Consider the following 11,237-nt stretch of genomic DNA (forward strand, 5'->3'; position numbering starts at 1 on the left):
GCGGGGGGGGCGGGCGCCGGCGCCGCGCCGGGGGCCCCCCCCGGGGCGGGGGGGTCGGGGGGGGGGGGGGGGGCCGGGCGGCGCGGCCGGGGGGGGGGGGGGCCCGGGGGGGGCGCGGGGGGCCGCGGCCGGGGCGCGCGTCCCCGGCCGCGCCCGCGGGCCGGCGGACGGCACACCCCGCCGGCCGGACATGTCCGACACACCGCCGCGCGGTACGGAAACCGGGTGCACGCGGGCCCCGTGTGCCGGATCATGGCCGCTATGTCCGCGCACCCGCACGACGCACTGCCGATCCGGCTCACCGTCGACGACTCCGACTCCCCGTCCGACGTCGTCGACGCGCTGTTCCTCGGCCGCTTCGCGACGGGCGAGCAGCCGTACTCGCACGCGGCGAACATCGACCGCGTGCGTTCCGGCGCGAACCTGCTGCCGCCCGGGGCCCGCGTGCTGCGCGTCGCCCGCGACGACGACCGCAGCGCCACCCTCGCCGAGGGCGACGGCTGGACGCTGCTGGTCTCCCGCTGGAACCGCGGCGCCGACGTCACGGTCACCGCGACCAGCCCCGAACTGGCCGCGCAGGTGCTCACCGAGGCCACGGAGGGCGCCGCGGACGAGCCCGAACCCCAGCCGGAGAACGTCACCATGGGCTTCTGGTACGTCTCCCCGAGGCGCGGCCCGCACCGCACCACCCGCCAGATCTCCGCGGGCACCTGGGACGAGGTCCGCCCCAACTACACGGCCCCGGTCGCCGAGGCGATGGACCGTCTGATGGGCACGACCCCCGAGGACATCGCCGGCCGGCTGCTGCTCCTGCACGGTCCGCCCGGCACCGGCAAGACCTCGGCGCTGCGCACCCTGGCCCGCTCCTGGCGGGACTGGTGCCAGGTGGACTGCGTGCTGGACCCCGAGCGGCTCTTCTCCGACGTCGGCTACCTGATGGACATCGCGATCGGCGAGGAGGACGGCACCGGCAAGGGGCGCTGGCGGCTGCTGCTCCTGGAGGACTGCGACGAGCTGATCCGCGGCGAGGCCAAGCACACGGCCGGCCAGGCGCTGTCCCGGCTGCTGAACCTGACCGACGGTCTGCTCGGCCAGGGCCGCAACGTCCTGGTGGGGGTGACCACCAATGAGGACCTGGAGCGCCTGCACCCGGCGGTCGTGCGCCCGGGCCGCTGCCTCGCCCGGATCGAGGTCGGCCCGCTGACCCGGCGGGAGGCGGTGGACTGGCTCGGCACCGAGGAGGGCGTCGGCCGCGAGGGGGCGACCCTGGCGGAGCTGTACGCGCTCCGGCGGGGCACCTCGCCGACGTCGCTGCCGGAGCCGCGGGGCGGGGCGGACGCGGGGCTGTACCTGTAGCCGACGGCCCGGGGTGTTCTGATGGAGGCATGACCCTGTACGTCGGCACGTCCGGCTGGCAGTACGCGGACTGGAAGGGCGTCCTGTACCCGGCCGGCGTCCCCGTGCGGCGGTGGCTGGAGGAGTACGCGGAGCACTTCGCCACCGTCGAGATCAACAACGCGTTCTACCGGCTGCCGTCCCGGGAGACCTTCGCGTCCTGGGGCGAGCGCGTCCCGTCCGACTTCGTGGTCGCGGTCAAGGCGAGCCGCTACCTGACCCACGTCAAGCGGCTGAAGGACCCCGAGGAGCCGGTGCACCGGCTGATGAGCCACGCGGCCGGCCTCGGCGCCCGTCTCGGCCCGGTGCTCCTCCAGCTCCCGCCGACCCTGCGCGCCGACCCGGAGCTGCTGGACGGCTGTCTGTCCCGCTTCCCCTCCGGCGCCCGCGTCGCGGTCGAACCCCGGCACGACTCCTGGTGGACGCCGGCCGTCCGCGGGGTCCTGGAGGCCCGGGGAGCCGCCCTGTGCTGGGCCGACGCCCGCTCCCGCCCGGTCACCCCGCTGTGGCGGACCGCCGACTGGGGCTACGTCCGCTTCCACCAGGGCCGGGCCCGCCCGTGGCCCGAGTACGGCCGCCGCTCCCTGGAGACCTGGCTCGACCGCGTCGCGACGACCTGGCCGGCCGGGGCGGACGTGTACGCGTACTTCAACAACGACCCCGGGGGCGCGGCGGTGCGCAACGCGGTGCTGTTCGCGAGGACGGCCCGGCGGGCGGGCCTGGGTCCCACCCGTGTCCCCGGCCGGGTCCCGCCCGCCCGGCGCTGACGGGGCCCCGGGCGGAGGGCTCACGCCTCGTGGGCCGCGCGCAGGGCGTCCCGTACCGCCGCCAGCGCCTCGTCCTCGGTCAGGCCGAGCCGCCGGGCCCGCTCCGCGAAGGCCTGCGCGGCGACGGCCAGCTCGCGGGCCGCCGCCGGGCCCACGGCCGCGACGTACGTGCCGTGCCGCCCCCGCGTCTCGATCACCCCGTCCGTCTCCAGCGCCCGGTACGCCTTGGCGACGGTGTTCGCCGCCAGCCCCAGCGACTCGGCGAGGCCCCGCACGGTCGGCAGCCGGTACCCCACGGGCAGCTCGCCCGACCGCGCCTGCTCGGCGATCTGCGCCCGCACCTGCTCGTACGGCGCGGCGCCCTCAGCGATGTGGATCTTCAAGGTCACGGCCCGATTCTCCCGCACCCGCCGGAAAATGGGAGGCATCCGCTCACCGCTCCCCCGTAGCGTGCGCCCACATGACCGTCATCGTGCGTGATCTGCGCCCCGACGCACCGGCCGACCTCGAGGGGTTCGTCCGGGTCCGGGACCTCGCGCTGCCCTACCTGATCTTCACCCCGGAGTCGGTGGCCCACGACGCGGCCCGCGCCCGCCCCGGCGCCCGTTCCCGCAGGCTGGTCGCCGAGGAGGACGGCGAGATCGTCGGCACGGCGCAGGTGGGCCTCGCCCACGACAGTCCGGAGCCCGGGCAGGGCGTCCTCAACGTGTACGTGGACCCGGCGCGCACCGGCCGGGGCGCGGGCACCCTGCTGGTGCGCGCCGCCGAGGAGCACCTGGCGGCCCACGGCGCGACCCGCCTGTTCTCCTGGGTCCTGGACGAGCCGGGTCACCGTGCCTACGCCGAGAAGCGCGGCTACCGGCCGAGCCGGTCCGCGCACTTCCTCACGCTCGACCTGGTGGACACCGCGCTGCCCCCGCTCCAGGACCCGCCGCCCGGCGTCGCGCTGCGCACCGCGGCCGACTTCGCGGACGATCCCCGCCCGCTGTTCCTGCTGGACGCGGAGACGGCGTCGGACGAGCCGGGCGACATCGCCGTCGACCTCACGGACTACGAGGCGTGGACCGAGGAGGTCTGGCGGCACCCCCTCTTCGACGCGGAGCTGACCTCGGTCGTCGTGGCCGACGGCCGTCCCGTCGCCTTCAGCCTGGCCCACACCGACGGCGCCGGTCGCTACCGCTCGGGCATGACCGGCACCGCCCGTGCCTTCCGCGGTCGCGGCCTGGCCAAGCTCGCCAAGAACGACTCCCTGCACCGCGCCCGCGCCGCCGGGTACACGCAGGCCCTGACCGGGAACGACGCGGACAACGGCCCGATGCTCGCCGTCAACGAGTGGCTCGGGTACGAGATCCGCGCGACGGAGGTGCGCCATGTCCGCGAACTCGGCTGACTCCCCCGGCTCCCCGGGCCGCGTGGACGTCGTCCTGGTCAAGGGCGGCCGGACGAAGATCCGTTACGCGGCGGAGCTGCTGTCCGACGACGGCACCCGGCTCGCCGTCCGGGCGCCCTGGGCCGGCGAGGGCGTGCGCGACTTCGGCTTCGTGCGCTTCGAGGCCGGTGACGTCTTCACCGAGTACTACTGGCGGGACCGCTGGTACTCCGTGAAGGAGGTCCGCGACGCGGCGGGCGCCCTCAAGGGCTGGTACTGCGACATCACCCGCCCGGCCGCGCTCACCGGCACGCGGCTGGTCGTCGAGGACCTCGACCTGGACCTGTGGCGCTCCGCCGACGGCACGGACGTGCGGCGGCTGGACGAGGACGAGTTCGAGGAGAGCGGTCTGCGGCAGAGCGATCCGGAGGCGGCGGCCGCCGCCGTGGCCGCCCTGGACGCCCTGGAGGCCCTGGCCCGCGAGGGCGGCTTCGAGGCGCTGCTGGCCTGAGGAGCTCCCGGCTCAGGGCGCCGGGGGGTGCGCGGACGGAACGGTCGCCGGCACCGCGTACCGCTCGTCCTCCACCTCCCTCCCCCACAGCCGCGCGTCGTCCGACAGCCGCTCCACGCGGGTGTGCGCGGCGAGCGGGTCCAGGAGGGCGGTGAGCCGGTCCGCGGGTATGCCGACGGGGCTCACGGTGCCCCACACGCCCTCGACCAGCACGAGCCGCCCCCCGGGGCGCAGCAGATCGCGCCAGTGCCGCAGGGCGCGGCCCGGGTCGGGCAGGGTCCACAGCACGTGCCGTACGAGGACGGTGTCGAAGCGCCGGTCGCCGACCGGGGGCGCCGTCGCGTCGCCGACGAGGAACACGGCGTCCCGCCCGGCGAGCTCGGCCCGGGCCAGGCCGATCATCGCCGGGGAGAGGTCGACGCCCGTGACCCGGTGTCCCTGCTCGGCCGCGAGGAGCGACAGGCTGCCGGTGCCGCAGCCGAGGTCGAGCAGGTCGCCCGCGCGGCGCGGGAGCCAGCCGCGCAGCCGCCCCGCCCAGGCGGCGCGCACCCGCGGGTCGCGCAGCCCGTGGTCCGGTTCCTCGTCGAAGGCGGCGGCCGACGCGTCCCAGTCGACGTCCGCCGAAGTCGTCCCGTCACTCTGGTTTGCCATGCGCCCAAGAGTGACACCCGCCACTGACAAACGAATCGTGACAGCCGCCACTGACAGAACGGGCGGCGATGAGGAACTCTCCCGGCACGGGTCTACCTCCGTGGAACCGCGGAACCCGGTAGTCCCTGGAGGAGGCAGCCATGCGCCGTACGACCGTGCAGAAGCCCCTGAGGAAGACGGACTCCCGCAGGATCCGCGAGGAGGCCGACGAGCGCCCCGCCGGACGCCCCGAGGTGCGCAAGGACATCGCGCGCACCTGGTGGCCGGACGGATGACGGCACCGGGCTCCCGCAGGCCGGCGCCCCCCGGCGCGTTCCCGTCCGCTCCAGCCGCCCCGCGCCCGTGCCCTGGGCGCCGGGCCGGACGGCCGCCCACGCCACCTGTCTGATCCCAGCCTGAGCACTTCCTTAAGGCCGCCCTAAAGATCGTCTCCGACGGTCACCGGCAGCGGATTTCACGGTTTCTTGGTTCCGGCACACATCAGCACCCGGTTCCGAGGAGAGCCCCATGCCCGCACGCCGCAAGGCCGCCGCCGTCGTCACCCTGGGCCTGACCCCGCTGGCCCTGACCGGGCTGTCCGCCGCCCCCGCGGCCGCGCACGGCTCGCTGGGCGATCCGGTCAGCCGGGTCTCGCAGTGCTACGCGGAGGGGCCCGAGAGCCCGAGGTCGGACGCCTGCAAGGCGGCTGTCGCGGCCGGCGGGACACAGGCGCTGTACGACTGGAACGGCGTCCGCATCGGCGACGCGAACGGCCGCCACCAGGAGCTGATCCCGGACGGCAAGCTGTGCAGCGCGAACAACGCCGAGTTCAAGGGCCTGGACCTGGCCCGCGCCGACTGGCCGGCCACCGGCGTGCGCGGCGGGTCGTACACCTTCAAGTACCGCGTGACCGCCCCGCACAAGGGCACCTTCACGGTGTACGTCACCAAGGCCGGTCACGACCCGGCGAAGCCGCTGGCCTGGTCCGACCTGGATCTGGAGCATCCGGTGGCGACGGCCGTCGACCCGGTCGCGTCGGGCGGTTTCTACACGTTCTCCGGCACGCTGCCCGAGCGGTCGGGCCGGCACGTGCTGTACGCGGTGTGGCAGCGCTCGGACAGCCCGGAGGCGTTCTACTCCTGCTCGGACGTCTCCTACGGCGGGAGCGCCCCGGCCGCCCCGGCCGCCTCCGCGCCCTCCGAGGAGCAGATCGAGGACGGCGCCGGCAAGTCGACGATCGAGCACGGCGGTCACGGCGACGACGACGCCACCACGACCGCGGACCCGACCACGGCCCCGGCCCCCGACCCGAGCACCGCACCGGCCGGCGGCCCGGCCGACGCCCCGTCGTCCGCGGCCCCGGCGGCCTCCGCGACCGCGGACGCCGCCTCGCCGGTCGCCGCGGCGGCGGACGGGCCGAAGGCGGCCGGCGCGGGCGAGCGCCTCGCCGAGACCGGGGGCGACGGCAGCACGCCGTATCTGGCCGTCGGCGGCGCGGCCGTGCTGGCGCTGGGGTCGGCGGTGCTGTTCGCGTCGGTGCGCCGGCGCGCGGTGGGCGGCGGCCGCTGACCCCACGGACTCCGGGGCCTGACCGGCGGCTCAGGTCGGTCAGGCCCCGGCGGGACCACCCCGCGGCCGGCCGGTCACCGACGCGCGGGCGGCCCGAGCGGCGCGTGCCCGGCCGGTGACGACCGGGCGGGCAGCCGCTCCTGACGGTGCGTCACCAGGAGGGCCGGAGGGGGCCCTGGGGGGTGACGCGCAGCAGGCGGTCGCGCAACCCGCGCACCTCGTCCTCCCCGAGCACCTCGACCCAGGCCTGTACGGCGTCGACGGCGGCCGCCTCCGCGGCCCGCGTGCACTCCCACCCCCGCTCGGTCAGGACGACCAGACGCGCCCGCGCGTCCCCGGGGTGCGGCCGGCGCTCGACGTACCCCTTGCGGGCCATCTCGTCGACGAGCTGGCTGGCGGCCTGCTTGGTCACCCCGAGGTGGACGGCGAGGTCGGTGACCGTCGCGCCGTCCGGGGCGAGCCGGGCGAACGCGAAGCCGTGCGCGGGGCGCACCCCCTCGAAACCACGGGCGGCCACGCCCTCGTGGATGCGCTGGGTGAGCTCACCGGCGACGGCGAGCAGGGCGGCGGACAGGGCCATGGCTTCGGAGTTCTGCACGCAGGCATTGAACACCCTTGACGAATCGGTCAAGCTGCTTGACCATATAGTCAAGTAGCTTGAATGAATTCCACGACGCCCCGTTCCAGGAGGACGCCATGCCCGTGGTCCGCACGTCCGAAGCCGTCACCCACGAGACCCACGGAGCGCGCTTCGTCTCGTACGCCTCCCCGTCGAGCGGCAGCGAGGAGCTGTGCGCCTGGCGGGGCGAGATCCCGCCGGGGACCAAGGCCCCCACGCACACGGTCAGCCGGGAGGAGATCTTCCACCTCCTCGTCGGCGAACTGCTCCTCACGCTCGACGGCCGCGCCGAACGGATCACGGCGGGCGACACCGTGATCGTCAACCCGGGCACGGCCCTGGGCGTCGAGAACCCGACCGGCCACACGGCGATCTCGTGGGTCACCACCTCGATCGGCCTGGAAGCGGTCCTCGCGGACGGCACGCGGATCACTCCCCCGTGGGCCAACTGATCTGCGTGCCGGGCCGGTTCCCCGGGGGTGCGGCCGATCGCGCCGCCGCCGGAGAAGGGGGAGCCCCCGCACGGCGGTCGCGTGCGGGGGCTCGCCTGCCGGTCGCAGGTCCGGCCGGCCCGGTCAGAAGACGCTGACGCCGTAGGCGTTCAGGGCCTCCACCACGGGCTGGAAGAAGGTCGTGCCACCGGAGGTGCAGTTGCCGCTGCCGCCGGAGGTCAGACCGTAGGCCACGCCGTTGCTGCCGTACAGCGAGCCGCCGGAGTCGCCGCCCTCGGCGCAGACGTTGGTCTGGATCATGCCGTAGACGACGTCGCCGCCACCGTAGTTGACGGTCGCGTTGAGCGCGGTGACCCGTCCGCTGTGGGTGCCGGTGGTCGAGCCGTCGCGGTAGACGGTGGTGCCCACGGACGGGGTGGCCGCGCTGGTGATGTCCACACCGCCGGCGGTGCCCGCCTTGGCGACCGAGCTGTTGGTGTACCGGACGATGCCGTAGTCGTTCGTCGGGAAGCTCGAGCCCGCCGTGGTGCCGAGCGTCGTGGTGTGGGACGAGTTGGACCACCACGTGCCGGCGCCGTCGGTGCAGTGACCGGCGGTCAGGAAGTAGTAGTTGCCCGCGCTGTCACGGACGTTGAAGCCGAGGGAGCAGCGCCAGCTACTCGCATAGATGGCGTCGCCGCCCTGGATGTACTTCTGGAACTTGCCCTCCGTGCGCTTGATCGTGAGCGCGTCGGCGTTGGCGCCGGCCTGCTGCTTGATCTTCGCTATCTCGGACTGCGACACCGTGCTGTCGACGGTGACGACGACCCGGTTGGTCTTGCTGTCGACCGCCCAGGCGGTGCCCGGGATGTCGGCCTTGAGCACCGAGCCGCTGGCGCTCTTGAGTTCGGCGGCGCTGAAGGGGGTGGCGTCGGCGGCGCTCGCGTGGGGGATGGCGACGGCGGCCGCGGCGACGAGGCCGGTGGCGACGGCGGTCAGCCGGGTCCGTCTCGTGATGCCGCTGGTGGTGGTGCGCTCGATCCTCACTTGTCGTTCCCTCCCAGGGGAAGTCGGGGGCCCGCGTGGGGTCGGGGCCCGTGAGGCGCAGCCGAGGGGCCCGACCGTCCGGATTCCGGATACGCCGTGCCCCTGACAAGCGCTGAGGGGGAGTATTCGGCCGAACGGACGGTCGGCGCAAGGGCGCCTTTCGGCCGTCAACCTTTGAACCAACTGCGTGAGTTGCCCCCTCGATGCACCCCCTCGCCCGGTCTCAGACCAGGTTGCGCTCCCCTGCCCGGATCGCGACGGGCAGCGTGTTCCCCGGCGGCGGGAAGGGGCAGAGGAAGTGCTCCGCGAAGGCGCAGGGCGGCAGTTGGGCCCGGTTGAAGTCCACGGTCGTGCGCCCCTCGGCGTCGGGCGCGGCCGGGTGCAGGAACCGGAACCGGTAACTGCCGTTCCCGCTGGTCCCGTCGGCGAACACGGCCCACAGGGAGCCGTCGCCCTGCACGCTCACCCGCAGCGTGAACTCCCGTCCGTCCAGCCGGAACGCGACCTCCCCGCCGAGACCGAGGCCGCGCTCCCGCCCGTCGGCGTTCGGCACCCGGACGGTACGGCTCCCGTCGTACGGCGTGAAGCGGCCCGGCACCGACCAGCGCGGGTCGTACGCGGTGGCCTCGATGCCCCGGAACCGGCTCCTGGCCTCGGCGTCCGGGTCGAAGACGCGCACCGCCCAGGCGCCCTCCCGGACCAGGACGACGAGCCGCCGTCCGCCGTGGGCGACCCGGGCCGCGCCGGCCGGCCCCTGGTCGGCGCCGAGCCGCACCTCCCCGTCGAACGGCCTGCCGTCGACGGTCAGTCCGTCGGCCCCGGCGGCGCGGAGCACCACTGTCTCCCCTTCGGCCACCCACGTCCCGGGGACGTCCGGAAGTCGACCCTCCGGGTGGTCCTCCAGCCAGTGGGTGCCGGTGAGCGCGAGGGGCCCGTGGGGCTCCGACACCGTCTCGACGCGGTGCTCGTGCCACTGCTTCCAGTCGTCGGATGCGTCCGTGGTCATGCCATCAGTCCTGTCGTCATGTGATCGGTCCTGCTCCCCCGGGCCGGACGGCCCGGGGCGTGGGCGCGGGGTGGTTCGCCGGCCGGGGGTCCGGGCGCTCACGGCGGTCCCCCCGCGGTCTGGTGGGCGGGCCGGGTCAGGCCCAGGTGCTCCCGGAGCGTGCCGCCCGGGTAGAAGGTGCGGAACAGGCCGCGGTGCTGGAGCAGCGCGACCGTGCCGTTGACCAGTCGCTCCAGGTCGCGGCGCGGTTCGACGGGCGTGAGGTGGAAGCCGTCGGCGGCGCCCTCCCGGTGCCAGGACGTGATCAGCTCGGCGAGGTCGACCGGGCCGCCGCGGTAGAGGGGACCGCGCGCGCTCGGCCGGGGGCCGCCCCCGCCGTGCCCGGGTGCGGCGGCGTACTCGCCGCCGCCGAGGTCGATCAGGAGGCTCACCAGGACGCGCAGGGAGTCCGGGGCACGGCCGGACGCGGCCGCCGACGCGCGCAGCCGGTCGCGCACGTCCCGGGCCTCGGCGGGGTTCGTCACCCGCACCAGCACGACGTCGGCCCACCGGGCGGCGACGGCACGGGCCGACGCCTGGGTGACGTCGGCCACGCGCACGAGGCCGCCCTCCGGCGGCAGGGGCCCGATCGCGTCGGCGCCGTCGTCCTCCCGGCCGTCCCCCGACCGCGCCGCCGCGCCGGCGGCCCGCGGCCACGGCGCGTCCGGTGCGGCGGCGTGGTGGCCGACGGCGGGGAAGAGGGGTTCCTCCTCGGTGGCGGGCCCGTCGACCCGCCAGCCGGCCCGGCCCCGGCTGACCCGGTCGAGGCCGGCGACGGCGGCCCCGGCCCGGAAAGGGTCGGGGCCGCCGTCGCCGAGGGTGGGCACCAGACCGACGCGGTGCGTGGCGGGCGCCACCCGGGACAGCACGGCGCAGGCGTCGAGTCCGGGGCCGGCGAAGGTGTCGTCCAGCGTCACGAAGTCGAGCACGCCGTGCTCGGCGAGCCGCGCCAGCTCGACGTAGGGGCCGGTGTCGTACACCCCGGGCTGGTCGACGGCGGCGGCCAGGTGCGGCAGGCCCCGGCCCGGCGAGGAAGTCATCTGAGGGAACCCTTTCTCCGGTTCACAGCGGTCCGGAAGCTCACAGCACCTTGGAGAGGAACGCCTGCGTCCGCTCCTGCCGCGGCCGTTCCAGCACCTCGGCCGGCGGTCCCTGCTCGACGATCCGCCCGTCGTCCATGAAGACGACCGTGTCGGCGACCTCCCGGGCGAACCCGATCTCGTGCGTGACGACGATCATCGTCGTGCCCTGCCCCGCCAGGTCCCGTATGACGTCGAGCACCTCGCCCACCAGCTCGGGGTCGAGCGCGGAGGTCGGCTCGTCGAACAGCAGCAGCTTCGGCTCCAGCGCGAGCGCCCGTGCGATCGCCACCCGTTGCTGCTGCCCGCCGGAGAGCTGCTTCGGATAGGCGCCGGCCTTGTCGGCGAGCCCCACCCGTTCCAGCAGCCGGCGGGCGGCCTCCACCGCCTGGCCGCGCGGCCGCTTCAGCGCGGCCACCGGCGCCTCGACGACGTTGTCGAGGACGGTGAGGTGCGGGAACAGGTTGAAGTTCTGGAAGACGAAGCCGATCCGCGTGCGCTGCCGGAGCACCTCGCGCTCGGGCAGCTCGTACAGCCTGTCCCCGGAGCGCCGGTAGCCGATGAGGGCGCCGTCCACGCTGATCGCGCCCCGGTCCACCTTCTCCAGGTGGTTGATCGTGCGCAGCAGCGTCGACTTACCGGAGCCGGAGGGGCCGAGGACGACGGTGACCTCTCCGGTGCGCACCGACAGGTCGATGCCCTTGAGGACCTCCAGGGAGCCGAAGCTCTTGTGGACGGACCTGATGTCGACCATGACGCTCATGGCGTGGATTCC

The 11,237-nt window shown here is 75.2% G+C and carries 14 protein-coding genes; 7 read left to right on the forward strand and 7 right to left on the reverse strand.

Annotated features, from left to right (window positions below; genetic code table 11):
• Positions 1-261: 261 nt before the first annotated feature.
• Together ACH4F6_RS19540 and ACH4F6_RS19545 are read left to right on the forward strand one after the other, a co-directional pair.
• Complete coding sequence (locus tag ACH4F6_RS19540; RefSeq protein WP_397961463.1) at positions 262-1,356, forward strand: DUF5925 domain-containing protein; 1,095 nt, start codon at positions 262-264, stop codon at positions 1,354-1,356.
• A gap of 29 nt (positions 1,357-1,385) precedes the next feature.
• Positions 1,386-2,162, forward strand: a complete 777-nt coding sequence (locus ACH4F6_RS19545; protein WP_397961464.1) for a DUF72 domain-containing protein — start codon at positions 1,386-1,388, stop codon at positions 2,160-2,162.
• A 20-nt stretch (positions 2,163-2,182) separates the two neighbouring features.
• On the opposite strand, the gene ACH4F6_RS19550 is transcribed toward ACH4F6_RS19545, so the two are convergent.
• Positions 2,183-2,551 carry a GntR family transcriptional regulator gene (locus tag ACH4F6_RS19550; RefSeq protein WP_397961465.1) on the reverse strand — a complete coding sequence of 123 codons (369 nt, stop codon included), beginning with the start codon at positions 2,549-2,551 and terminating at the stop codon, positions 2,183-2,185.
• Positions 2,552-2,622: 71 nt separating this feature from the next.
• Here ACH4F6_RS19550 and ACH4F6_RS19555 point away from each other — a divergent pair, with 71 nt between their 5' ends.
• Together ACH4F6_RS19555 and ACH4F6_RS19560 are read left to right on the forward strand one after the other, a co-directional pair.
• Complete coding sequence (locus ACH4F6_RS19555) at positions 2,623-3,552, forward strand: GNAT family N-acetyltransferase (RefSeq protein WP_397961466.1); 930 nt, start codon at positions 2,623-2,625, stop codon at positions 3,550-3,552.
• Positions 3,533-4,042, forward strand: a complete 510-nt coding sequence (locus tag ACH4F6_RS19560; protein WP_397961467.1) for a DUF402 domain-containing protein — start codon at positions 3,533-3,535, stop codon at positions 4,040-4,042. Before ACH4F6_RS19555 ends, ACH4F6_RS19560 begins: the two co-directional genes overlap by 20 nt.
• Positions 4,043-4,054: 12 nt before the next feature.
• Here ACH4F6_RS19560 and ACH4F6_RS19565 read toward each other — a convergent pair whose 3' ends face one another.
• The gene (locus ACH4F6_RS19565) at positions 4,055-4,693 is read right to left on the reverse strand and encodes a class I SAM-dependent methyltransferase (RefSeq protein ID WP_397961468.1); all 639 of its coding nucleotides are present in this window, start codon (positions 4,691-4,693) and stop codon (positions 4,055-4,057) included.
• A 140-nt stretch (positions 4,694-4,833) separates the two neighbouring features.
• On the opposite strand from ACH4F6_RS19565, the gene ACH4F6_RS19570 reads away from it, so the two are divergent.
• Positions 4,834-4,968: a hypothetical protein gene (locus ACH4F6_RS19570; protein WP_359007664.1), complete on the forward strand. Its 135-nt coding sequence runs from the start codon at positions 4,834-4,836 to the stop codon at positions 4,966-4,968.
• A gap of 232 nt (positions 4,969-5,200) precedes the next feature.
• Complete coding sequence (locus ACH4F6_RS19575; RefSeq protein WP_397961469.1) at positions 5,201-6,241, forward strand: lytic polysaccharide monooxygenase; 1,041 nt, start codon at positions 5,201-5,203, stop codon at positions 6,239-6,241.
• Positions 6,242-6,392: 151 nt separating this feature from the next.
• On the opposite strand, the gene ACH4F6_RS19580 is transcribed toward ACH4F6_RS19575, so the two are convergent.
• Positions 6,393-6,839 (reverse strand): MarR family winged helix-turn-helix transcriptional regulator, encoded by a 447-nt coding sequence (locus tag ACH4F6_RS19580; protein ID WP_397961471.1) that lies wholly within the window; start codon positions 6,837-6,839, stop codon positions 6,393-6,395.
• A gap of 98 nt (positions 6,840-6,937) precedes the next feature.
• Between ACH4F6_RS19580 and ACH4F6_RS19585 the strand changes: the two genes are divergently transcribed.
• Positions 6,938-7,312, forward strand: a complete 375-nt coding sequence (locus tag ACH4F6_RS19585; protein WP_397961537.1) for a cupin domain-containing protein — start codon at positions 6,938-6,940, stop codon at positions 7,310-7,312.
• Between the two features lie 123 nt (positions 7,313-7,435).
• Here ACH4F6_RS19585 and ACH4F6_RS19590 read toward each other — a convergent pair whose 3' ends face one another.
• From ACH4F6_RS19590 to ACH4F6_RS19605, 4 genes are all read right to left on the reverse strand, one after another.
• Complete coding sequence (locus ACH4F6_RS19590) at positions 7,436-8,338, reverse strand: S1 family peptidase (protein WP_397961472.1); 903 nt, start codon at positions 8,336-8,338, stop codon at positions 7,436-7,438.
• A 223-nt stretch (positions 8,339-8,561) separates the two neighbouring features.
• On the reverse strand, positions 8,562-9,344 hold the full coding sequence (locus tag ACH4F6_RS19595; RefSeq protein ID WP_397961473.1) for a DUF1684 domain-containing protein: 783 nt from the start codon (positions 9,342-9,344) through the stop codon (positions 8,562-8,564).
• Between the two features lie 98 nt (positions 9,345-9,442).
• Positions 9,443-10,423, reverse strand: coding sequence for an LLM class flavin-dependent oxidoreductase (locus tag ACH4F6_RS19600; RefSeq protein WP_397961474.1), 981 nt, complete (start codon positions 10,421-10,423; stop codon positions 9,443-9,445).
• Between the two features lie 40 nt (positions 10,424-10,463).
• Positions 10,464-11,225 carry an amino acid ABC transporter ATP-binding protein gene (locus ACH4F6_RS19605; protein WP_397961475.1) on the reverse strand — a complete coding sequence of 254 codons (762 nt, stop codon included), beginning with the start codon at positions 11,223-11,225 and terminating at the stop codon, positions 10,464-10,466.
• Between the last annotated feature and the right edge of the window lie 12 nt (positions 11,226-11,237).

Origin of the sequence: Streptomyces sp. NPDC017936, from assembly GCF_044328485.1 — a bacterium.
Lineage (GTDB): Bacteria > Actinomycetota > Actinomycetes > Streptomycetales > Streptomycetaceae > Streptomyces.

Bases quoted from the DNA above. Each gene is read 5' to 3' on its own strand.
- ACH4F6_RS19540 (WP_397961463.1), top strand. From the start codon at position 262: ATGTCCGCGCACCCGCACGACGCACTGCCGATCCGGCTCACCGTCGAC.
- ACH4F6_RS19545 (WP_397961464.1), top strand. From the start codon at position 1,386: ATGACCCTGTACGTCGGCACGTCCGGCTGGCAGTACGCGGACTGGAAG.
- ACH4F6_RS19555 (WP_397961466.1), top strand. From the start codon at position 2,623: ATGACCGTCATCGTGCGTGATCTGCGCCCCGACGCACCGGCCGACCTC.
- ACH4F6_RS19560 (WP_397961467.1), top strand. From the start codon at position 3,533: ATGTCCGCGAACTCGGCTGACTCCCCCGGCTCCCCGGGCCGCGTGGAC.
- ACH4F6_RS19565 (WP_397961468.1), bottom strand. From the start codon at position 4,693: ATGGCAAACCAGAGTGACGGGACGACTTCGGCGGACGTCGACTGGGAC.
- ACH4F6_RS19570 (WP_359007664.1), top strand. From the start codon at position 4,834: ATGCGCCGTACGACCGTGCAGAAGCCCCTGAGGAAGACGGACTCCCGC.
- ACH4F6_RS19575 (WP_397961469.1), top strand. From the start codon at position 5,201: ATGCCCGCACGCCGCAAGGCCGCCGCCGTCGTCACCCTGGGCCTGACC.
- ACH4F6_RS19585 (WP_397961537.1), top strand. From the start codon at position 6,938: ATGCCCGTGGTCCGCACGTCCGAAGCCGTCACCCACGAGACCCACGGA.
- ACH4F6_RS19595 (WP_397961473.1), bottom strand. From the start codon at position 9,344: ATGACCACGGACGCATCCGACGACTGGAAGCAGTGGCACGAGCACCGC.
- ACH4F6_RS19600 (WP_397961474.1), bottom strand. From the start codon at position 10,423: ATGACTTCCTCGCCGGGCCGGGGCCTGCCGCACCTGGCCGCCGCCGTC.
- ACH4F6_RS19605 (WP_397961475.1), bottom strand. From the start codon at position 11,225: ATGAGCGTCATGGTCGACATCAGGTCCGTCCACAAGAGCTTCGGCTCC.